The 20,961-nt window shown below is 66.5% G+C and carries 20 protein-coding genes and 1 pseudogene; 10 read left to right on the top strand and 11 right to left on the bottom strand.

The genetic code is table 11. The annotated features are described in order from the left end of the window. Positions 1-90 precede the first annotated feature (90 nt). Together WA965_RS21835 and WA965_RS21830 are read left to right on the top strand one after the other, a co-directional pair. Complete coding sequence (locus WA965_RS21835) at positions 91-729, top strand: cutinase family protein (protein ID WP_526296753.1); 639 nt, start codon at positions 91-93, stop codon at positions 727-729. 523 nt (positions 730-1,252) lie between these two features. Beyond that, positions 1,253-1,696, top strand: coding sequence for a universal stress protein (locus WA965_RS21830; protein WP_178359279.1), 444 nt, complete (start codon positions 1,253-1,255; stop codon positions 1,694-1,696). A gap of 59 nt (positions 1,697-1,755) precedes the next feature. On the opposite strand, the gene WA965_RS21825 is transcribed toward WA965_RS21830, so the two are convergent. Both WA965_RS21825 and WA965_RS21820 read right to left on the bottom strand, forming a co-directional pair. Beyond that, entirely contained in the window at positions 1,756-2,640 is an 885-nt protein-coding gene (locus WA965_RS21825; RefSeq protein WP_526296737.1) for a fructose bisphosphate aldolase, read from the bottom strand. Between the two features lie 23 nt (positions 2,641-2,663). Then, positions 2,664-3,341 (bottom strand): MBL fold metallo-hydrolase, encoded by a 678-nt coding sequence (locus tag WA965_RS21820; RefSeq protein WP_526296735.1) that lies wholly within the window; start codon positions 3,339-3,341, stop codon positions 2,664-2,666. 151 nt (positions 3,342-3,492) lie between these two features. Between WA965_RS21820 and uvrA the strand changes: the two genes are divergently transcribed. Both uvrA and WA965_RS21810 read left to right on the top strand, forming a co-directional pair. Beyond that, positions 3,493-6,399 (top strand): excinuclease ABC subunit UvrA, encoded by a 2,907-nt coding sequence (gene uvrA, locus WA965_RS21815; RefSeq protein WP_526296751.1) that lies wholly within the window; start codon positions 3,493-3,495, stop codon positions 6,397-6,399. Between the two features lie 24 nt (positions 6,400-6,423). Further along, the gene (locus tag WA965_RS21810) at positions 6,424-6,954 is read left to right on the top strand and encodes a GNAT family N-acetyltransferase (protein ID WP_526296733.1); all 531 of its coding nucleotides are present in this window, start codon (positions 6,424-6,426) and stop codon (positions 6,952-6,954) included. Here WA965_RS21810 and WA965_RS21805 read toward each other — a convergent pair. From WA965_RS21805 to WA965_RS21785, 5 genes are all read right to left on the bottom strand, one after another. Beyond that, positions 6,914-8,080, bottom strand: a complete 1,167-nt coding sequence (locus tag WA965_RS21805) for a DNA glycosylase AlkZ-like family protein (protein WP_526296731.1) — start codon at positions 8,078-8,080, stop codon at positions 6,914-6,916. The genes WA965_RS21810 and WA965_RS21805 overlap by 41 nt on opposite strands. 42 nt (positions 8,081-8,122) lie before the next feature. Continuing rightward, positions 8,123-8,392 (bottom strand): hypothetical protein, encoded by a 270-nt coding sequence (locus tag WA965_RS21800; protein WP_526296729.1) that lies wholly within the window; start codon positions 8,390-8,392, stop codon positions 8,123-8,125. Positions 8,393-8,402: 10 nt separating this feature from the next. Further along, the gene (locus tag WA965_RS21795; RefSeq protein ID WP_526296749.1) at positions 8,403-9,713 is read right to left on the bottom strand and encodes an alpha/beta hydrolase; all 1,311 of its coding nucleotides are present in this window, start codon (positions 9,711-9,713) and stop codon (positions 8,403-8,405) included. A gap of 87 nt (positions 9,714-9,800) precedes the next feature. Further along, positions 9,801-13,103: a bifunctional lysylphosphatidylglycerol synthetase/lysine--tRNA ligase LysX gene (gene lysX, locus WA965_RS21790; protein WP_526296727.1), complete on the bottom strand. Its 3,303-nt coding sequence runs from the start codon at positions 13,101-13,103 to the stop codon at positions 9,801-9,803. A gap of 38 nt (positions 13,104-13,141) precedes the next feature. Next, positions 13,142-13,501, bottom strand: a complete 360-nt coding sequence (locus WA965_RS21785) for a DUF1844 domain-containing protein (protein ID WP_526296725.1) — start codon at positions 13,499-13,501, stop codon at positions 13,142-13,144. Positions 13,502-13,731: 230 nt separating this feature from the next. Here WA965_RS21785 and infC point away from each other — a divergent pair. The 4 genes and pseudogenes from infC to WA965_RS21765 all read left to right on the top strand — a co-directional run. Next, a pseudogene (gene infC / locus WA965_RS21780) lies at positions 13,732-14,338 on the top strand (translation initiation factor IF-3); the annotation flags it as partial. Positions 14,339-14,352: 14 nt separating this feature from the next. Beyond that, positions 14,353-14,547 carry a 50S ribosomal protein L35 gene (gene rpmI / locus WA965_RS21775; RefSeq protein ID WP_137145251.1) on the top strand — a complete coding sequence of 65 codons (195 nt, stop codon included), beginning with the start codon at positions 14,353-14,355 and terminating at the stop codon, positions 14,545-14,547. A 49-nt stretch (positions 14,548-14,596) separates the two neighbouring features. Then, positions 14,597-14,986, top strand: coding sequence for a 50S ribosomal protein L20 (gene rplT / locus WA965_RS21770; RefSeq protein ID WP_526296723.1), 390 nt, complete (start codon positions 14,597-14,599; stop codon positions 14,984-14,986). Between the two features lie 59 nt (positions 14,987-15,045). Further along, a complete protein-coding gene (locus WA965_RS21765) occupies positions 15,046-15,810 on the top strand; it encodes a TrmH family RNA methyltransferase (protein WP_526296721.1) in 765 nt (254 codons plus the stop codon). Here WA965_RS21765 and WA965_RS21760 read toward each other — a convergent pair. Genes WA965_RS21760 through WA965_RS21750 form a run of 3 tightly spaced genes read right to left on the bottom strand, consistent with a single transcriptional unit; the run spans position 15,807 to position 18,888 of the window. Then, complete coding sequence (locus WA965_RS21760) at positions 15,807-16,586, bottom strand: SDR family NAD(P)-dependent oxidoreductase (protein ID WP_526296719.1); 780 nt, start codon at positions 16,584-16,586, stop codon at positions 15,807-15,809. The two genes, WA965_RS21765 and WA965_RS21760, sit on opposite strands and share 4 nt — an antisense overlap. Before the next feature lie 33 nt (positions 16,587-16,619). Further along, positions 16,620-17,870 (bottom strand): acyl-CoA dehydrogenase family protein, encoded by a 1,251-nt coding sequence (locus tag WA965_RS21755; RefSeq protein ID WP_526296717.1) that lies wholly within the window; start codon positions 17,868-17,870, stop codon positions 16,620-16,622. 4 nt (positions 17,871-17,874) lie between these two features. Beyond that, complete coding sequence (locus WA965_RS21750) at positions 17,875-18,888, bottom strand: oxygenase MpaB family protein (RefSeq protein WP_526296747.1); 1,014 nt, start codon at positions 18,886-18,888, stop codon at positions 17,875-17,877. Between the two features lie 158 nt (positions 18,889-19,046). Here WA965_RS21750 and WA965_RS21745 point away from each other — a divergent pair, with 158 nt between their 5' ends. Both WA965_RS21745 and WA965_RS21740 read left to right on the top strand, forming a co-directional pair. Beyond that, positions 19,047-19,898 carry an adenylate/guanylate cyclase domain-containing protein gene (locus tag WA965_RS21745; protein ID WP_526296715.1) on the top strand — a complete coding sequence of 284 codons (852 nt, stop codon included), beginning with the start codon at positions 19,047-19,049 and terminating at the stop codon, positions 19,896-19,898. Positions 19,899-19,924: 26 nt separating this feature from the next. After that, positions 19,925-20,758 carry a rhomboid-like protein gene (locus WA965_RS21740; RefSeq protein ID WP_526296713.1) on the top strand — a complete coding sequence of 278 codons (834 nt, stop codon included), beginning with the start codon at positions 19,925-19,927 and terminating at the stop codon, positions 20,756-20,758. On the opposite strand, the gene WA965_RS21735 is transcribed toward WA965_RS21740, so the two are convergent. Beyond that, positions 20,737-20,961 (bottom strand): hypothetical protein (locus tag WA965_RS21735; RefSeq protein WP_526448066.1); only part of this gene is annotated, 225 nt, incomplete at its 5' end. The genes WA965_RS21740 and WA965_RS21735 overlap by 22 nt on opposite strands.

The following is a 20,961-nucleotide window of genomic DNA, read 5'->3' as shown; positions in this document are numbered from 1 at the left end:
CGTTGCGTTGCCCGTGGGTGCACATTTGCTGGGATGTGTCAGCGTTGTCGGGTGCGCAGATGCCAGGTGGTTCGTTTGCTCAGTGCTGCGGTGGTGACGACCTCAGTGCTGGCCGTCTCCACGGTGAGTGCCCCCGTTGCAGCGGCAGAGTCGTGCCCTGACGTCGAGGTGGTGTTCGCCCGCGGAACGAGCGACCGGCCAGGTGTCGGTTTCGTCGGCAAGGCGTTCATCGATTCGCTGAAATGGAAGCTGCTGGGGAAGAAGATCTCGACCTACGCGGTCGATTACCCGGCCAGTTGGAACTTCTCGAAGTCGACCTCGGCGGGTGCCGTGGACGCCAACAAGCATGTGCAGTACGTGGCGGCCGTCTGCCCGGACACCAAGATCGTGCTCGGCGGCATGTCACAGGGTTCAGGGGTGATCGACCTGATCACCATCGGCAATCGCAAGATCTGGTTCTTCACACCTGCGCCGCTGCCGGACGCCATGGTCAATCACGTTGTCGCGGTGGCGGTGTTCGCCAACCCGGCGCGCGACCAACCGCTGCTCGGTCCACTCACTGAGATAAGCCCTCAGTACGGGCACAAGAGCATCGACCTGTGTGCCAACGGCGACCCCTACTGTTCCAGAGGCCTCAACTACTTCGCCCACTACTCCTACCCGTGGAACGGAATGGTCAACGACGCAGCGACGTTCGTCGCGCGCAGGGTGCTCAACAAGGACACCTGAGCGCCCGGCGGCGCAGCTCCGAGTGTTTCCGATTCACGGATACCTCGGCCAACTCGTTGAGCAGCGTTGCGCAAGAGGAAGTTCCGCGATCGCGTCGGCACCCTACGTCGACGTCGTGCACGGCGCCACTGCACTGCCGGCGCCGGGACCGGTGCCGTTTCCACTCATCGCGGATGTGCCGGTTGCCGGCCACCCTGCCGGCGCCGCAGGATCTCGTCTGTGAGGGGGCCCCATGGTCGGCCGAACGCCAGTTCCCCCGCAGCGCTACCCGGCCGGAGGTCGGACGGCCGATCCGTCGCGGGCAAGGGTGATGATCCCGTTGTTGCAGTGCGCAATTGACGTCCGCATCACCGGAGTCCGGGGGATGTACCCGCGGTCACGTCGCAGTGTGAATGGTGACGTTGGCGGTGCTCAGGGGGTCCGATCCTGGGCGAATACGATCCCGGTGTGGTGATTCGCACCCATGTTCGCCGGATACCGGGTTAGGGTCTGTGGCGTTGCAGCTGACATTGGGAGGATAACGATGGGCGCCTATCAAACCGTGGTGGTTGGTACGGACGGGTCGGATTCGTCGTTGCGTGCCGTCGACCGCGCCGGTCAGATCGCGGCCGGGGCCAACGCGAAGGTGATCGTCGCGACCGCATACTTCCCGCAGAGCGAGGATCAGCGTGCCGCTGACGTGCTCAAGGACGAGGGCTACAAGATGTCGGGTAACGCCCCGATCTACGCGATCCTGCGTGAGGCGCGGGACCGTGCGAAGGCGGCCGGTGCCGAGAACATCGAAGAGAAGGCCGTCGTCGGGGCGCCCGTGGACGCGCTCGTCGATCTTGCCGAGGAAGTGGGCGCAGATCTGCTCGTCGTCGGCAACGTCGGATTGAGCACGATCGCCGGTCGGCTTCTCGGCTCGGTCCCGGCGAATGTCGCACGGCGGTCCAAGTCCGACGTGTTGATCGTGCACACGTCCTGATCTGAGCAGACGTTCCGGTGAACCCGGGCCGGCGCGGTGCCGGCCCGGGTTCACCGCTGTCACGTGCGGGATGCCTTCGCGATGCTCCCGATCGCAGCGTCCAGCGCCGCATTGAATTCGTCGTCGCTCTGCTGTGCGGTCAGCCCTTCGGTGAGTGCTCGCGAGAAGCTGGCGATCACCCCGTGGTTCCTGGCGAGCTTCGCGCAGGCTTCGTCGCGTCCGTAGCCGCCCGAAAGTGCGACCACTCGCAGCACCTTGGGATGGTCGACGAGCTCCCGGTACAGATCGTCGACATCGGGGAGTGTGAGCTTCAGCATGACGAACTGACCGTCATCGAGACCGTTGACGCCGTCGAGTAACGCGCTCTTGAGCTGTTCCTCGGCTTTGCTCTTCTCCGGGCTGTGGATGTCGACCTCGGGCTCGATGATCGGGATCAGGCCGGCGGCCAGAATCTGGCGACCGACCGCGAACTGCTGGTCGACGACGGCGTTCAGTCCGGCGCCCGGCAGCTTGATGACGGACCGCATCTTGGTACCGAAGACCCCTTTGTCCCGCGCCCGCGCCAGCAGCTGATCGAGGTTGGGGATCGGCTTCATGAGCTGAGCGCCGCCCTGCTCGCCGGCCAGACCCTTGTCGACCTTGAGGAACGGCACGATCTGCCTGACATTCCACAGATAGTCCGAGGTGGATCGCCCGTCGATCTCGCGGTCCATGGTGTCTTCGAAAAGGATCGCCCCGAGGATGCGGTCGCCGTCGAAACTCGGACTGGTGATGATGCGGGTCCGCATCTCGTGCACCAGATCGAACATCTGGGCATCGTCGGAGTACGCGTCCTCGGCGATGCCGTACAGCGTCAACGCCTTGGGCGTGCTGCCGCCGCTCTGATCCAGCGCCGCAATGAACCCGGCGCCGCTGTGCGCCTTGTCGAACTGATCGCTGCTCATCTTCTTTTCCCGCACCTCCTGTGTCACCAACCGCGCTCGCGCCATTCGCCCAGATGGGGGCGTTCGGTCCCGAGCGTCGTGTCGTCGCCGTGCCCCGGATACACGACTGTCTGATCTGCGAAGACGTCGAACACCCGACTGGACACATCACCCAGGAGTTGTTCGAAGTCGCCGTCTTTCCAGGTCTTGCCCACGCCCCCGGGGAACAGGCAGTCACCGCTGAACAACTGCACCGTGTCGCCGGTGGGCGGTCCGCTCAGCGCGAGCGCCACGGAGCCGGGCGTGTGGCCGCGCAGGTGGATCACTTCGAATCGCAGGTCGCCGACGGTGACGGTGTCGCCGCCCGCCAACAGCTGATCGGGAGTCACCGGCAGCGGTCCGGCGTCGAGTCGGTGGGCGGCCGTGGGGGCGCCTGTGGACGCGGCGACCTCCGCGAGCGCCATCCAGTGGTCCTGGTGCTGGTGGCTGGTCACGATCAGCGACAACTTCGGCGCGCACTGCTCGATCAGATCCAGAAGTACCGCGGGGTCATTCGCCGCGTCGATGAGTAGAGTCTCGCCGGTCCGGGAACACGTCACGAGGTAGGCGTTGTTGTCCATAGGTCCGACGGACACCTTCACGATCGACGCACCCGGAAGGGTTCGTCGAGCCGCTCTGCGGGGTTCGACGTGACCTGTGTAGTTGTCCTCGACATCGGTCATGGTGACCCACGTTACTGACCGGCGACCGGGCGGTAACGCGACCGTCGATCAAACTTGTCAGGGGGCGCACTTAGCATGGGCCTGTACTGCGTCTGTCGCACGAAGCTGGACTTCCGTGACCATCGACAGAGAGAACTCGAAAGGGACATCGTTGGCTGACCGCCTGATCGTCAAGGGTGCCCGTGAGCACAATCTGCGGGGTGTCGACCTCGACCTGCCGCGCGACGCGATGATCGTGTTCACCGGGCTCTCGGGCTCCGGTAAGTCGTCGCTGGCGTTCGACACGATCTTCGCTGAGGGCCAGCGGAGGTACGTGGAGTCGTTGTCGGCGTACGCGCGCCAGTTCCTCGGCCAGATGGACAAGCCCGACGTCGACTTCATCGAGGGGCTTTCACCCGCGGTGTCCATCGACCAGAAGTCCACCAACCGCAACCCGCGCTCGACCGTGGGCACCATCACCGAGGTCTACGACTACCTGCGTCTGCTCTATGCCAGGGCCGGGACGCCGCACTGCCCGGTGTGCGGAGAGCGGATCGCCCGCCAGACGCCCCAGCAGATCGTCGACCAGGTTCTCGCCATGGACGAGGGCCTGCGATTCCAAGTCCTCGCCCCGGTGGTCCGCACCCGCAAGGGCGAGTTCGTCGACCTGTTCGAGAAGCTCAACACCCAGGGTTACAGCAGGGTGCGTGTCGACGGGGTGGTGCACTCCCTGACCGACCCGCCGAAGCTGAAGAAGCAGGAGAAGCACGACATCGAGGTGGTCGTGGACCGCCTGACCGTGAAGGCGAGCTCCAAGCAGCGGCTCACCGATTCGGTGGAGACAGCGCTGAACCTCGCCGACGGAATCGTCGTCCTGGAGTTCCCCGATGAGCGAGACCGCGAGACCGACAGTCCCCGTGAGCAGCGATTCTCCGAGAAGCTCGCCTGCCCCAACGGCCACCCGCTGGCCGTCGACGATCTCGAGCCGCGGTCGTTCTCGTTCAACTCGCCCTACGGTGCCTGCCCGGAGTGTGTCGGGCTGGGTATCAAGAAGGAGGTCGATCCCGACCTCGTGGTGCCCGACCCCGATCTGACGCTGGCGGAGGGCGCCATCGCACCCTGGTCGATGGGGCACACCTCGGAGTACTTCACCCGGATGCTCTCCGGACTGGGCGACCAGTTGGGGTTCGACGTCGACACCCCGTGGAAAAAGCTTCCCGCCAAGGCGCGCAAGGCGATTCTCGAAGGCTGCGACGAGCAGGTACACGTGCGGTACAAGAACCGCTACGGCAGGACCCGGTCCTACTACGCGGACTTCGAGGGCGTGATGGCCTTCCTGCACCGTCGGATGGAGCAGACGGACTCCGAGCAGACCAAGGAACGTCTCGAGGGGTTCATGCGCGACGTGCCGTGTCCCGAATGTGACGGCACCCGCCTCAAGCCGGAGATCCTGGCGGTCACGATGACCGCGGGCAGTTTCGGGCCGAAGTCCATCGCGCAGGTCTCCGCGTTGTCGATCGCCGAGTGCGCGGAGTTCCTCAACGCGCTCACCCTGGGAAGCCGGGAGCAGGCGATCGCCGGGCAGGTCCTCAAGGAGATCCAGTCGCGGCTCGGATTCCTGCTCGATGTCGGGCTCGAGTACCTGTCGCTGTCCCGTGCGGCCGGAACGCTGTCCGGCGGTGAGGCGCAACGTATCAGGCTCGCGACCCAGATCGGCTCCGGCCTGGTCGGTGTCCTCTACGTGCTCGACGAACCGTCGATCGGTCTGCACCAGCGCGACAACCGCCGGTTGATCGACACGCTGGTGCGGCTGCGCGATCTCGGCAACACCCTCATCGTCGTCGAACACGATCTCGACACCATCGCCCACGCAGACTGGGTGGTCGACATCGGGCCTGCCGCAGGCGAACACGGCGGCCAGATCGTTCACAGCGGCACCTACGCCGACCTGCTGAAGAATCCGGATTCGATCACCGGCGCCTACCTCTCGGGCAAGGAACAGATCGAGGTGCCCCTGCTGCGCCGCGTGGCCGACAAGAAGCGTCAGCTCACGGTCGTGGGCGCGCGCGAGCACAACCTGCGCGAGATCGACGTATCGTTTCCGCTCGGGCTGCTCACCGCCGTGACCGGCGTCTCCGGTTCGGGCAAGTCGACACTGGTCAACGACATCCTGGCGTCGGTGCTGGCGAACAAACTCAACGGCGCCCGTCAGGTTCCGGGGCGCCACACCCGCGTCAACGGCGTCGACCAACTCGACAAGCTGGTCCGAGTCGATCAGTCGCCCATCGGCCGGACACCGCGGTCGAATCCGGCGACCTATACCGGGGTGTTCGACAAGATCCGCACCCTGTTCGCCGCGACCACCGAAGCCAAGGTCCGGGGCTATCAGCCGGGCCGGTTCTCGTTCAACGTCAAGGGCGGCCGGTGCGAGGCGTGCTCCGGTGACGGCACGATCAAGATCGAGATGAACTTCCTTCCGGATGTGTATGTACCGTGCGAGGTCTGCCAGGGCGCGCGCTACAACCGCGAAACCCTCGAGGTGCACTACAAGGGCAAGACCATCGCCGAGGTGCTCGACATGTCCATCGAGGAGGCAGCCGAGTTCTTCGCACCGATCACGTCGATCCACCGCTACCTGCAGACGCTGGTCGACGTCGGCCTGGGGTACGTCCGGCTGGGCCAGCCGGCACCGACCCTGTCCGGCGGCGAGGCGCAACGCGTCAAGCTGGCGTCCGAACTGCAGAAGCGCTCGACCGGTCGCACGATCTACATCCTCGACGAGCCGACCACAGGATTGCATTTCGAAGACATCCGCAAGCTGTTGATGGTGATCAACGGCCTTGTGGACAAAGGCAATACGGTCATCGTGATCGAGCACAACCTGGACGTGATCAAGACCTCGGACTGGATCATCGACATGGGTCCCGACGGGGGCTCGGGCGGCGGCACGTTGGTCGCCTCGGGCACCCCGGAGGACGTCGCGGACAACGTCGACAGCTACACAGGCCACTTCCTCGCGGAGGCATTGGGTGTGGCGCGGCCGAAACCGCGCAAAGCCCGCCGCAAGGTCAGCGCCTGAGCGGCTCCGACAGTGCCCGCCGCCGTGACGGTACGGCCGACCACACCGGATGACCTGGACGCGATCGGTGCGATCTACGCGCAGTACGTGCAGACTGGCGTCGCCACGTTCGAGCTCATCGCCCCGGACCGCGACGAGTTGCTGCGTAGGTTCGACACGATCATGTCTGTCGGATTGCCGTATCTGACAGCGGTTCTCGATGGCGAGGTGGTCGGGTACGCCTACTGCGCGCCGTGGAAGACGCGCCCGGCCTACCGGCACACCGTGGAGAACTCGATCTACGTTGCACCGCACGCAGCCGGCCACGGCATCGGTGGCCGACTGCTGGACGCCGTGCTGGCCACGTGTCTGCAGGTGGGGATAAGGCAGGTGATCGCCGTCATCGTGGACGCGGACGCGGAGGCGTCGCTCGCGCTTCATCGCCGTCGCGGCTTTGTCGACGCCGGCCGCCTCACTGCGGTCGGGTTCAAGCACGGCCGGTGGCTGGACACGATACTGCTGCAACGAAGCCTGACTACGCCCGCCTTGTCGCCGGCGATGGAAACCGCGGGCTGACGCGCACACCGTCGAGCCACGCGGTCAGCTCGTCGGCGCGGGCCGACAGCGCCTTCTCGGCCCGGCGACCGACGTCCTCGAGGAGCACAAGACGCACGTGGCCGTCGGCATCCTGGCTCCAGGCGCCGACCACCCGACCGTCGACCCACACGGTCGGACCGGCGTTGCCGTTGCGATCGAAGACCTGGGCTCGGTGCGGGCCCAGGTACCAGTCGCGGTCGTACCAGCCCATGGTCGTGACGTCCAGCCCGGGCAACAACGCGCACCACGCAGACGCCGCAGGCTCGGGTTCCTCGTCACCCGGCAGGACGTAGCCGGGCGTTCCGTCCATATCCACTTCGACAGCGTCGATGTCCTGTAACGCCTGACGCGCCCAGCTCAGGGTGTTGCCGAACCACCATTTGATGTCGGTGACCGTGGCAGGGCCGAACGCATGAAGCCACCGGTGCACGAGCTCGGCGCGCGCCTTCTCCGGTGCGGTCGTGTCCGCGGTGGCAAGCCACTGGCCGGCGGTCACCCAACGGGGCCGCGATGTGGTCCATCCGCCGTCATTCGGCCCGCGGACGATCTCGCCGTGGGCCGAGAGCAGCGTCAACACCCTTGGTGCCAAATGGCTTTCGCCGCCCCAACTCTTTCCTGGAGCGGCGTCGTAGGTCCCGGTCAGCTCAGGCAGCGCCTCGCGCAACTGCCTGGCGGAGCATGGCCCGGTCCGGCCCAGGTGGTCGATCACCGCGCGGCACGCGGTCTGCACCCAGGCCGTCCCGTCGGCGGCCACGCCCGCACGCTCGGCATCGGCGACCAATCTACGGTGCTCGGCGGCGGCCACCCGATCGCTGGCAGCCGATTGGATCGACGAGAGATCAGACGGGCGAATCACCCACAGGGTGCGCCGCATCGCCAAGTGCTTGACCAACGTTCGGTCCTCGTACAGTGCGGTGTGAACCTCTGCCACCGAACACCCCGGGATCCGCGCCCACAGCGACAGGTACGGCGTCGCCGGATCCGTGGCGTGCATTCCGACCAACCTGCCGGTCAATGCGTCGGCCGCCACCGGCGTCAACCCGTCCGCCAACTGGTGGCGCCTGGCCAGCCGGGACCGCCGCTCTTCGACAGTGAATGACCTCATCGCGGCGAACCGTACCCGCACCCACCGACAGCGCCGACCGAACTATCGAGCGTCGTCGTTTCCGGTGCGCATCGACTCCCGAATCTGCGCGAGTCGCTCCGCCGCCGCCTTCTGGCGGGCGTCGTACTGTTCCTCCACGCTGCGACCCTCCGGTGACTCCGCGGCGAGCTCCGCAGATCCGATCGAGGTCGCGACTCTCGTCTCGATCTTCTCGCGCACCGAGTCGAACGTGGGCACGCCGCTGGCGGAGTAGCCGGTGTCCACCGGTTCGGCAGGAGCGAGTTCGGGTTCGGTGCTGGATTCGTCCGGCATGGGAATCACGCTACTCCGAGGGATCGTTCGCCGCGGGCAGGTCGACGTGCGGCACCCCCGGCGTCCCGACGGTGCTCGCGAGCCACGGTAGAGCGGTGGCGAACGCGGTGGAAGCGAAGGGCCAGTCATGGTTTCCCGGCTGGGTCACGACCGCGCAGTCGATTCCCGATGTGCTCCCGAGTCCGCACAACGCTCTGGCTGCCCGCGCCTGATCGTTGGGCTTCGCGTCGGGGGCCGACGACTCGTTCACATCGAACCACCCCGCCACTCCTCGATACTGCCCGTGCCGGCTGATGACGGTCGTCGGGTCGAACGAATCGTAAGCGGCGGTGCTGCCTCCGAACAGCCGGCTGATGGTCTCCTGCTTGGTGCCTGAGTTCGGCGCCGCATCCCCGGCGATGTCCTCGAACGCGCCGAACATCTCGGGATGCATGACGGTCAGATCCACAGCGCAGGTGCCGCCCATCGACCAGCCGACCACACCCCAGTGGGCGCTGTCCGTGCTGACCCCGAACTTCGACTCGACGAACGGCACAACGTCTTTGGTGAGGTGATCGGCGGAGTTGCCGCGTGCTCCGTTCACGCACTCGGTGTCGTTGTCGAAAGTTCCGCCGGGATCGGCGAACACGAACACCGGTGCGTTGCCGCCGTGCGCCGCCGCGAAGTCGTCGATGGCTTTTACGGCTCCGCCTGCGCGCAGCCAGTCCTCGGGGGTGTTGAACTCGCCACCGATCATCATCACGGTCGGCAGTGCGGGCGGGGGATCGCTCGCGAACCACGCGGGCGGCAGGTACACGAACTCCTGACGGTGGGTGAAGCCCGAGGCGGTGGCGGGGATGTCGACCGCCACCAGGCTGCCGTTGATCGGCACCCGGTGTTGTCGCTGCAGCGCGGCGAGGGTGACCTGATCCGTCTGGTCGGGCAGTGGTCCCGCGGTGAGCTGATTCCATGCGGTCTGCACGGTGGGGAAATATCCGACCCAGAGGTTCAGCGCCAATGCGGCGGCCAGTGCCGCCAGTGGCAGCGCCAGTATCGACGCCGTCCGCCGCCACCACTGCGCGCCACGCCAACCCGAGACCAGCACGCCGAAAGCCACCCCGCAGAGCGCTATCCAGATCCACAGCGTGGCCGGAGCCGGATTGGTGTCGTCGGCCACGCCCGCCGACTGGGCGTAGCAGTAGGCGGCCACGGCGAGGCCACCGCCGAGGAGCACCGACCACGGCAGCCAGACCGAACGCCAGCGACGGGTCCGCCACCCGATGGCGGCGAGCAGAACGACGGCGGCGAGGATCTGCACCGCGGTGGGCAGCCACCCGTGCATGAGCGACAGGTGGTGGCGCAGAGCATCCGGCAAAGTCACGAGTCCCAGCGTGGCCGCGAAGCCTTGGAGCCGGCTGGGACTTACCTGCTAACGCGGTTTGGCCAGCGGGAAGGGCAGGGTTTCGCGGATGCTGCGCCCGGTGATCAGCATGACCACCCGGTCCACGCCCATCCCGAGACCACCAGTGGGGGGCATCGCGTACTCCATGGCCTGCAGGAAGTCCTCGTCGAGTTCCATCGCCTCGGGATCCCCGCCGGAGGCCAGCAACGACTGCTCCTGCAGTCGCCTGCGCTGCTCGACGGGATCGGTGAGTTCGCTGTAGGCGGTGCCGAGTTCGACGCCCCAGGCGACCAGATCCCAGCGTTCGGCGAGCCCGGGGATACTGCGGTGCGGCCGGGTCAACGGCGACACCGACGTCGGGAAGTCCTTGTAGAACGTGGGTTCGGTGGTGCGGTCCTCGACGAGGTGCTCGTACATCTCGAGCACCACCGCTCCGGTGTCCCAGTGGGTCAGGTAGGGGATGCCGGCGTTGTCGCACAGTCGGCGCAGTGCCGGCAACTCGGTCCCGACGTCGATGTGCTCGCCGAGCGCCTCCGACACTGCGTCGTGGACGGTCTTGACGGTCCACCGACCGGAGATGTCGACCGGTTCCATCGTCCCGTCTTCACGGGGACGCAGGAACACGTGCGCTCCGTTGGCGGCCTGGGCGGCGTTCTGGATCAGCTCACGGCATCCGTCGATCCACACGTGGTAGTCGGCGTGCGCCTGGTAGGCCTCCAGCAGAGTGAACTCGGGGTTGTGGCTGAAGTCGACGCCCTCGTTGCGGAACGCCCGGCCGAGTTCGAAAACGCGCTCGACGCCCCCGACGCACAACCGCTTCAGATACAACTCGGGGGCGATCCGCAGATACAGGTCCAGGTCGTAGGCGTTGATGTGGGTGAGGAAGGGGCGGGCGTTCGCGCCGCCGTGGATCTGCTGCAGGATCGGCGTCTCGACCTCCAGGAACCCTTTGCCCACAAGGGTTTCGCGGATCGCATGCAGGACCCCGCTGCGCGCCCTGATCAGATCGCGGGCCTCGGTGTTGATCGCCAGGTCGACGTAGCGGGCGCGCACGCGCGCCTCCTGATCGGTCAGGCCCTTCCACTTGTCGGGCAACGGCCGCAGGCATTTTCCGATCAGCCGCCAGCTGGTGACCAGTATCGACCAGGCGCCGGACCGGCTCCGCCCCACGGTGCCCGTCACCTCGATGAGGTCACCGAGGTCGATCGCCCGGGTGAAGTCAGCGGTGCCCCCGTCGCTGAGAGCGGAGTTCTCGAGTAGCAGCTGAGCCTCGCCCGACCAATCCCGTAACTGGGCGAACAGCACACCTCCGTAGTCACGAAGCCGCAGTACCCGCCCCGCCACCGTGACCTCTGCGCCGTCGGCGGCGGCCAGCGCCTGGGTGACGGTATGACTGGGTGGGCTGCCCACGGGGTAGGCGTCGACGCCGTCGTCCTGGAGCGCCCTGAGCTTGGCCATCCGCACCCGGACCTGCTCGGGCAGCCGGGGCTGATCGTCATCGGGCAGGTCGACGGCAAGGCCGCTGACATCGGGGGTGGTTCCGTCGCTGTGCAGTAGTCCCGTCGCCACCAGCGTCCCCGGCGCGGCGATGTGGTGGCCGGTGTGCGGTTGTTCGTGGCGGCGCGAAAACGGAAGCACCAGAAAACCTTCGGCGATCACCGAGGCCACGCCGACGCGGGGGACCAGTCGGGCGTCCTCATAGCAGGCGAAGCGAGGCACCCATTCGGGCTGGTACTTCATGTTCGACCGGTACAGCGTCTCCAGCTGCCACCAGCGCGAGAAGAACACCAGCAGCCAGCGCCACAGTCGGGCCACCGGTCCGGCGCCGAGCTGGGCACCCTGCTCGAAGGCCGAGCGGAACATCGCGAAGTTCAGCGAGATCCGGGTGACGCCGATGTCCTCGGACTGCATGCACAGTTCGCTGACCATCAATTCGATTGTGCCGTTGGGGGATTGGGGCGATCGGCGCATCAGGTCCAGCGAAGCTCCGGTGGTGCCCCACGGCACCAGCGACAGCATCGCGACCACCTCGTCGTCTTGGACGGCCTCAACGAGCAGGCAGTCACCGTCCGCGGGGTCGCCGAGGCGGCCCAGAGCCATCGAGAAGCCACGTTCGTCGTCGGTGTCGCGCCACGCATCCGCGCGCGTGATCACCTGGGCCATCTCGTCGGCAGCGATGTCGCGGTGTCTGCGGATCCGCACGCTGCCCCCGGCCCTGCGCGCCCGGGTCACCGCTTGACGCACCGCCCGCATGTCGGGTCCGGTCAGCCGGAAGCTGTCCGGGTGCAGGATCGCCTCGTCGCCGAGCTGCAAGGCGTTGAGCCCGGCCGCGCGGAACGCCTCCGCACCCGTGGAGCTGGCGCCCATCACCCCGGGTGCCCACCCGTAGCTCTGGCACCACCCGAGCCACGCCTCGATGGCCTGCGGCCAGGACTTCTCGTCGCCGACCGGGTCGCCGCTGGCCAGACACACCCCCACCTCGACCCGATAGGTGATCGCCGCGCGTCCGTTCGGCGCGAACACCACGGCCTTGTCCCGGCGGGTGGCGAAGTACCCCAGCGAGTCGTTCTTGCCGTAGAGCTCGAGCAGTCCGCGGATGGCGGACTCGTCCTCGCCGGTGAGCGCGTTGTCGGCGCGCTGTGACTGGAACAGCGCGATGGCGGCGGCCATCAGCGCCAGCGCACCGAACAGCCCGAGCAGCGCGTTGACGAACACGTGCGGATGACCGGTGAACGTGTCGGCGTCGGCGCCGGCGAATGCGCTGACCCGGTTCAGCGCGTACCAGAAGCGGTCGGGGCGGGCCAGGGTGCCGGGAAAGAACTCCAGCAGCGCCCAACCGATCAGCGTCCCCACGGCCATGGCGGCGACGAGCACGCCGGCCGCCTTGAGCAGCGCGCCGCGGCGCACCCTCGCCCAGAACTCCGTACGAGCGAACAGCAGGAACACGATCGCAGCCACGTGGAAGGCCAGCCCGATGAGCTCACCGACCTCCTGGAACCACCGTTCGCCACCCTCGACGAGGTCGACGATGTTCCAGCCGGCCGCCGCGACCATGTAGAGCACCAGGATCAGCCAGGCGATGCGCTTGCGTGCCGCCAGGGCGGCGGCCAGCAGGGCCAGCACGAAAGCCCAGGCGAAGCTGGTGTCGGGGAAGTTGAAGATGTAGTCGTTGACGAACTCGCGCGGAATCCGGATCGTCGACCGGACCAGTGGCGAGATGCTGGCCAGCAGCGACAGGGTCGCGATGACTCCCACGACCCACCCGGCCGTTGCGGGTACCCACCGGAAACTGGATGTCGGACGCACCTTCGCGGCCGTCGTCGGGGTCATAGGCCGCGAGGATATTCGCTCATCCTCGGAATGTGGTGTTACCAGACCGGGCCGGTGTACTTCTCTCCTGGACCGTGACCTGGCTCCTCGGGTGCGGCGCTGGACTCGCGGAACGCCAACTGCAGCGATTTGAGCCCGTCTCGCACCGGGCCGGCGTGCGGTCCGAGGTATTCGGCCGAGGCGGTCACCAGCCCGGCGAGAGCGGTGATCAGGCGTCGGGCCTCGTCGAGATCGCGGTAGGGACTCTCGTCGGGGTCCGGGTCGGACAACCCGAGCTTTTCGGCGGCCGCGCTCATCAGCATCACCGCGGCGCGGGAGATCACCTCCACCGCGGGGACGTCGGCGAGCTCGCGGGCCTGCGGGGCCGTCTCTGCAGCGCGTGTTGGATCATCGGTCATGCCTGCTAGACTGGCATGCGCGACCGTCCCGGCGAACGCCAGGACAGCAAGTGGAGTCCCACTCCCACCGTTGGCCACCGATTCATTCGAAGGTACAGCGGTCCGGTCACAGACATCGTAGATGTCTGTCCTGGTCGGCTTTGGGCCCTGCTATGAGCAGGGCTTTTCTGTTCTCACCAGAGCAGAGGCCGACGTTGTGGGGGACTCCTGACGACAACATAGGAGGCCCCATCAGCACTGAGACCCGCGTCAACGAGCGCATCCGCGTACCTGAAGTTCGCCTGATCGGACCGGGCGGTGAACAGGTAGGCATCGTGCGCATCGAAGATGCACTCCGCGTCGCCGCGGACGCCGATCTCGATCTCGTCGAAGTAGCACCGGACGCCAAGCCGCCAGTCTGCAAGATCATGGACTACGGCAAGTTCAAATACGAGACGGCCCAGAAGGCACGCGAGTCTCGCAAGAACCAGCAGCAGACCGTCGTCAAAGAACAGAAGCTGCGACCGAAGATCGACCCGCACGACTACGCGACCAAACGCGGTCACGTGATCCGCTTCCTGGAAGCCGGGTCGAAGGTCAAGGTGACCATCATGTTCCGCGGACGCGAGCAGTCGCGACCCGAACTCGGTTACCGACTTCTGCAGCGCCTGGGCGCCGACGTCGCCGACTACGGCTTCGTCGAGACGTCCGCGAAGCAGGACGGCCGCAACATGACGATGGTGCTGGCACCGCACCGCGGCGCGAAGACTCGCGCCAAGGCGGCGCACGACGCCGACGCGCCGGCCGCTCAGCGGCCCGCCGAAGCCAAGCCCACCGACAACCCAGACACCACCCAGCAGAACTGAGGAACCATGCCTAAGGCGAAAACCCACAGCGGCGCTTCCAAGCGTTTCCGCCGTACTGGAACAGGCAAGATCGTGCGCCAGAAGGCCGGCCGTAGGCACCTGCTCGAGCACAAGGCGAGCAAGCGCACCCGGCGGCTCGACGGTCGCACCGAAGTGGCCGCCAATGACAAGAAGCGCATCGCAAAACTGCTGAACGGCTGACCTTTCGGCCCCAAGCCCGAACCTGACCCGAATGAGATAGGAAGACCCCATGGCACGCGTGAAGCGCGCAGTCAACGCGCAGAAGAAGCGGCGCACAATCCTCAAGGCCTCCAAGGGCTACCGCGGCCAGCGGTCGCGTCTGTACCGCAAGGCCAAAGAGCAGCAGCTGCATTCGCTGACCTACGCCTACCGCGACCGCAAGGCGCGCAAGGGCGATTTCCGCAAGCTGTGGATCACCCGCATCAATGCGGCCGCTCGCGCCAACGGCATCACCTACAACCGGCTGATCCAGGGCCTCAAGGCCGCAGGCGTCGAGGTCGATCGCAAGAACCTCGCCGAGCTCGCCGTCAGCGACCCGGCGGCTTTCACCGCACTGGCGGATGTCGCCAAGGCCTCGTTGCCGGCCGATGTGAATGCACCGTCGGGCGAGGCTGCCTGACGGAGCACAGGAGCGAAGCGACCCGGGAGATGTCGCCGCTCACCGAACGATCTGCCCGGGTGGCGGCGGCAGTCAAGCTGCACCGTCACATCGGACGTCGCCGCGCCGCACGCTTTCTCGCCGAGGGGCCCAACCTCGTCGAGGCCGCGTTGCGGCGCGGAGTCGTTTCTGAGCTGTTCGCCACCGAGAGCGCGGCGGAGCGGTTCGCCGGGCTGTTGGCCGATGCTCCGGTGCAACTGGTCACCGAGCGTGCCGCAAAGGCGTTGTCGGACACGGTGACTCCCGTGGGTCTCGTTGCGGTGTGTTCGATGCCGGAAGTGAGTCTCGGCGGTGTTCTGGCCGGTGCGTCGTCGCTGTTGGCGGTACCGGTGGGTGTTTCCGAGCCAGGAAACGCCGGCACCCTGATCCGCCTCGCCGACGCGATGGGTGCCGATGCGGTGGTGTTCGCCGGGCACAGTGTCGACCCGTACAACGGCAAATGCCTTCGCGCCTCGGCGGGAAGTATCTTCTCGATTCCGGTGGTCAGCGAACCCGACGCGGTGGATGCGGTGACCTGTCTTCGGCAAGCCGGCCTGCAGGTGCTGGCGACCACGCTCGATGGCGACGTCGACCTCGACGAAGCCGAGTTGACGGTCCCGACCGCGTGGCTGTTCGGGCCCGAGGCCCACGGACTGCCCGCCGAGATCGTGGCCCTGGCGACGGCCGGGGTGCGAATACCGATGGCGGGCGCCGCCGAAAGCCTCAATGTCGCTGCGGCCGCGGCCATCTGCCTGTACGAAACCATGCGGCGCCGGCGCATCGCCGGTCCGTCCGCGACTGTCTAGGTGGACTTGAGGATCCGTTCTGACACGGTGAGCATCAGTTTCCTCGGCGTGAACCGGTATCCCGTGGCCAGGAGTGTGTTGCGCAATCCGGACACCGCGGTCGGGGAGGATTTGTCGAGCGCGGCGAGTGCGGTGTCGACGACCTGCGTGGGTGTCTGGCGACCGTCGGTGAGGAACTCGTCTCCGGTGCGGGCGAAGAACTCGGTCTCCGTCGCCCCGGGGCACAGCGCGAGCACCTTCACCTCGGTGCCACGGCACTCCTGCCAGATCGCTTCGGTGTACGACAGCACAAACGCCTTGGTGGCGCCGTAGACGGCCATGCCCGGCGTCGGCTGGAAAGCGGCGGTCGACGCGACGTTGATCACCGCACCGCGCCGCCGTTGTGTCATCGACGGCAGGAAACGTGCCGTGAGGTCGACCAGCGTCCCGCAGTTCAACTGGATCTGCGCAGCGTTGGCCTCAGGATCCTGATCGATGAACTTCGAGTGCAACCCGACGCCGGCGTTGTTGACCAACACATCGATCGTCCGTCCGAGCTCACGTACCTTGCTTTCGACTTCGGCGCCAGAACCCGGCGCCGCGAGATCCGCGGTGACCACATCGATCACGATGCCGGGGTGCTTGGCGACGAGGACCGCGCGCAAGCCTTCGAGTTTTTCGGCGCGCCGCGCGACCAGCACAAGATTTGCGCCGCGCTGCGCGAGCTGGACGGCGAACTCCTCACCGATCCCGCCGCTGGCCCCGGTGATCAATGCGGTGTTGTTGCTGAAGTCCACCTGACGCTCCTGCGGTAGTCGGCGAACTCGAGGCTAGTCGCTCAGCAGACCCCTGGCTACGTGCGTGATCTGGACTTCGTTACTGCCGGCGTAGATCATCAGTGATTTGGCGTCGCGGGCGAGCTGTTCCACCCGGTATTCGGTCATGTATCCGTTGCCGCCGAATACCTGGACAGCCTCCATCGCGACATCGGTCGCAGCCTGCGAGCAGTACCACTTGATCGCCGAGGCCTCCGCGAGGGAAATGGTGGTACCGGTCTGGGCCGCCTCGATCACCCGGAACAGCATGTTGCGCACGTTCATTCGTGCCACCTCCATGGAGGCGAGTTTGAGCTGGATCAGCTGGAACTGGCCGATCTCCTTGCCCCACAGCGTCCGGGCCTTGGCGTAGTCGACACAGAGTCGAAGGCATTCCTCGATGACGCCGAGGGCCATCGCGGCCACACCGATGCGTTCGGCCGAGAAGTTGGAGCGGGCGCTGTCTCGGCCGGTGTCGCCGGCTCCGTCGCCCTCGGTCTCGCCCAGCAGGCGATCCCGGCCGAGCCGGACGTCGTTGAAGAACAACTCTCCAGTGCGTGACGAGTGAATACCCATCTTGCGGAACGGCTTCGACTGGACGAAGCCGTCCATCCCGCGGTCCAGCACGAAGGTGAGGACCTTGCGGTCGCGCTTGTCGACGCTGGAGTCCTTTTCCTCGAGCTTGGCGTAGACGACGACGACGTCGGCATCCGGACCGTTGGTGATGAACGTCTTCTGGCCGTTGAGGATGTAGTCGTCACCGTCCCGCACCACGTAGGACTTCATTCCGCCGAACGCGTCCGAACCCGAATCGGGCTCGGTGATCGCCCACGCCCCCACCTTGTCGTAGGTCACCAGATCGGGAAGCCAGCGTTCCTGTTGGGCGACGGTGCCACGGCCCATGATGGTCGGCACCGTCAGCCCGAGGCTGACCCCCATCCCGGTGACCACACCCATCGAAACCCTGCACAGCTCGCTGATCACCACGAATCCCATGCCGGCCGAGCCGCCGTCGCCGCTGAACATCCCTCCGGAAGACGACTTGTCCCCAGCGGAATCGTCGCCCTCGCGCAGTCGCGTCAGTCGCTTGTTGAGCGAGTCGCGCGCCATATCGGCGATGCCGAAGGTCGTGAAGAGATTTCGGATGATGGGGTAGGGCTCCATCTCACCGCTCTCGAGTGCGTCGACATGAGGCCGGACCTCCTTGTCGACGAACTCCCGGACGGCGTCACGCACGGCGATATCAACGTCGGACCAATCGAGCATGTGTTCAGGCTGCCTTACCGCTATTGCGTGCGGGTCGGATACCCGCCAGCGAGAAAGTCGTGTGCACCAGCGACCCCACTCGATCGAGAAGGGACTTGTGCGGCGGCACGTAATGCACGGGTTCATCCCGGCGGTCACGAGGGGGTGCGGTGAATGCCGGCGCCTCCACCAGTGGGGCGTCCGCGGGAAGGCTGCCCTTCGCGCGGCGGTACGCGGCCACCGCCCGCGGATGCAATCTGACCCCGTCCGGCACGGCGAGAAAAGCGAGCTCGACCGCCTTGCCGAAAAGACGCAACAGAATCTCGTCTCCGGGCGTCCACCGCATGCCCGCGCGCTCGCGGAGCACCGGGTCAAAAAGTCCTGCGGCGATCCATCGTTGGGCGCCGACCATGGGTTTGAACATCTGGTCCCACACCGGCGTGGGCATCAACACGAACCAGGGCTTCGGGATCCGGATGGAGAAGATGTCCCTGGTCGCCCGGTTGATCTCCAGTTCGTCGCTGCACTTGCGGTCCCAGTACTGCTGGAACTCTTCCCAGGACCCGGGCACCGGCCGCATGCTCATCCCGTACATCCGGTACCACTGCACATGCTCGTCGAAGAGTTGATGTTTTTCGGCCTCGGTCAGCCCGCCGCAGAAGTACTCCGCGGTCTTGATGATCAGCATGAAAAATGTGGCATGAGCCCAGTAGAACGTCTCGGGATTCAGCGCGTGGTAACGCCTGCCGTCGGCATCCACGCCCTTGATGGTTTCGTGGTAGCTGCGGATCTTGGCGCCGGTCTGCTCTGCCCGGTCGCCGTCGTAGACCACTCCCATGATCGGATACACCGAACGTGCTACCCGCTGCAGCGGTTCGCGCAACAGGATCGAGTGGTCCTCGACGCCGGCACCGAGTTCCGGGTACATGTTCTGGATCGCGCCGATCCACACTCCCAGCATCCCGGTGCGCACGTCGCCAAAGTACTTCCACGTCAACGAATCAGGGCCAAGGGGAGTCCCGTTGGCCGACGTTGCCATCGCCACTGATCGCACCGCCTCACGATACTGCTGACAACATCCGTTGTCTACGGAATCCGAGGGCCTCGGGCGCAGCGTTATGGAGCCGCCGCCGCGGAGCCACACGGTTGTGACCTGCCGGTTTATTGCCGCGTTCGGGCTCGATTAGGCTGGGCGACGTGGACGACGACCCGCCGGGTGAACGGATAGGCGGACGTTCGTCAGGGCCGGTGGGTTGGCTCAAAGGCGCCAACCACAGTCCCAACCTCATCTCGTTTCTCCGGCGGGCGCGCCGCGCGCTGCCCGGTGACCCCGAGTTCGGCGATCCGTTGTCCGTCGACGGGGTCGGAGGACCCCGCGCCGCCGCACGCGCCGCCGACCGCATCCTGGAGCGCGAAGCGGTGTCTCGGGAGGTCAGCCTCGGGGCGCTGCAGGTGTGGCAGGCGCTGACAGAGCGGGTGTCCGGTCGACCCGCCAATGCCGAGGTGACGTTGGTGTTCACCGACCTGGTCGGCTTCTCGGCATTCTCACTCGGCGCCGGTGACGGCGCCACCCTGAAACTGCTTCGCCGGGTCTCTCAGGTCGTCGAGCCGCCGCTTCTCGAATCCGGCGGCCACATCGTCAAGCGCATGGGCGACGGGATCATGGCGGTCTTCGGGGATCCGGAAACCGCGGTGCGCGCCGTGATCACCGCCCGCGAGGACCTGAAATCCGTTGAAGTGGAGGGGTATACACCTCGGATGCGAGTCGGCATCCACACGGGCCGCCCGCAGCGCATCGGCTCGGATTGGCTCGGTATCGACGTGAACCTGGCCGCACGGGTGATGGAACGGGCGACCCGCGGTGAGCTCATCGTGTCGCAGGACACCCTGGAGCGGATCCCGCCGGAGGTTTTCGACACCCTCGGGGTGACGGCGAAGAAGCTGCGCAAGCAGGTCTTTGCCCCCAAACAGGAGGGCGTGCCCGCCGACTTCGCCATGTACCGGTTGAGAATTCGCAGGCAGTTGCCAGGAGACGAGCACGAAGACTAGGTAGTCGACGGCGGATAGTGGACACGGTGCTGTCTGGATTGTTCGCCTGTCTGGCACGGGTGAAGGTGACCGTCTGCTACGCCGTGACCGTCACATCGGTTGCCGCCGTGATGTCGACCATGGACCCCGACAGCCACGATGCGCTGATACGTCACGCCAGCACCAACCTTCACAACCTGAGCCACGGACGGCTCGGAACGCTGGTGGGCAGTGCGCTCGTCGTCGACTCCGGCCCGATCTACCTGTGGCTGCCCGGATTGGTCTGCCTGCTGGCGCTAGCTGAGTTACTTTGGGGCAGTGGTCGGTTGGCGGTGGCCTTCGGGGTGGGGCACATCGGTGCGACGCTGGCGGTGGCGGCGGGTTTGGTAGTCGCGGTGCGACTCGGCTGGATGTCCGCATCGGTTGCCCACGCACCTGACGTCGGGATGAGTTACGGCGCCATGGCCGTTGTGGGTTCGCTCGTCTCGGCGATGCCATCGCGAGGGCGTGTCGTATGGGCGGGGTGGTGGCTGGCCGTTGCGGCCGTCGTCGTTGCCTCGCCGGGTCGGGATTTCACCGATGTCGGACATGCGGTGGCGATGGTGCTGGGGATGGCGGTGTCGACGCGGTTCGGGGTGCCCTCCCGGTGGACTCCAATGACAGCGACTCTGTCGACCTTCGCCGCCGTGTTCGGATTCCTGATTCTGGCCGACGACATCGTCACGATGGTTTTTGGCGCTCTGTCGGCGCCGGTGGGATTGCTTGTCCACGAGGTGTTCTCGCGGCGACGACGATCAGGGGCGCCAGACGCGACGCGGGGCGCCCCTCGTGAGGGCGCCCCGCGTGGTCGGGTGGGGTGTTACCTGACGTCGACGAAGTAGACGTGGCCGGTGATCTCGCGGACCCGGTCGTCGCCCTGGGCGTCCCAGACGTACTCGCGGATCGGCTGACCCTGGCGCACCGAGGTCACGGCGGCGTCGTCCAATCCGGCTGAGCCCTGGCGGTTCACGATGACGCGGTTGCCGTCGGCTTCCAGCGAGCTGATGGTGTCGGCGGCGCTGCCTCCGGCGGGGGCGGCCTTCGG

The organism is Mycobacterium sp. (assembly GCF_049683935.1).
In the GTDB taxonomy this organism is placed as follows: domain Bacteria; phylum Actinomycetota; class Actinomycetes; order Mycobacteriales; family Mycobacteriaceae; genus Mycobacterium.
This window is presented reverse-complemented; position numbering and strand designations above follow the sequence as displayed.

Coding starts and splice junctions, on each gene's coding strand:
- WA965_RS21755 (WP_526296717.1), bottom strand. CDS start 17,870: ATGCTCGATTGGTCCGACGTTGATATCGCCGTGCGTGACGCCGTCCGG.
- rpmI (WP_137145251.1), top strand. CDS start 14,353: ATGCCTAAGGCGAAAACCCACAGCGGCGCTTCCAAGCGTTTCCGCCGT.
- lysX (WP_526296727.1), bottom strand. CDS start 13,103: ATGACCCCGACGACGGCCGCGAAGGTGCGTCCGACATCCAGTTTCCGG.
- WA965_RS21795 (WP_526296749.1), bottom strand. CDS start 9,713: ATGCACGGGTGGCTGCCCACCGCGGTGCAGATCCTCGCCGCCGTCGTT.
- WA965_RS21830 (WP_178359279.1), top strand. CDS start 1,253: ATGGGCGCCTATCAAACCGTGGTGGTTGGTACGGACGGGTCGGATTCG.
- WA965_RS21750 (WP_526296747.1), bottom strand. CDS start 18,888: ATGGCAACGTCGGCCAACGGGACTCCCCTTGGCCCTGATTCGTTGACG.
- WA965_RS21785 (WP_526296725.1), bottom strand. CDS start 13,501: ATGACCGATGATCCAACACGCGCTGCAGAGACGGCCCCGCAGGCCCGC.
- WA965_RS21800 (WP_526296729.1), bottom strand. CDS start 8,392: ATGCCGGACGAATCCAGCACCGAACCCGAACTCGCTCCTGCCGAACCG.
- WA965_RS21825 (WP_526296737.1), bottom strand. CDS start 2,640: ATGAGCAGCGATCAGTTCGACAAGGCGCACAGCGGCGCCGGGTTCATT.
- rplT (WP_526296723.1), top strand. CDS start 14,597: ATGGCACGCGTGAAGCGCGCAGTCAACGCGCAGAAGAAGCGGCGCACA.
- WA965_RS21820 (WP_526296735.1), bottom strand. CDS start 3,341: ATGACCGATGTCGAGGACAACTACACAGGTCACGTCGAACCCCGCAGA.
- WA965_RS21805 (WP_526296731.1), bottom strand. CDS start 8,080: ATGAGGTCATTCACTGTCGAAGAGCGGCGGTCCCGGCTGGCCAGGCGC.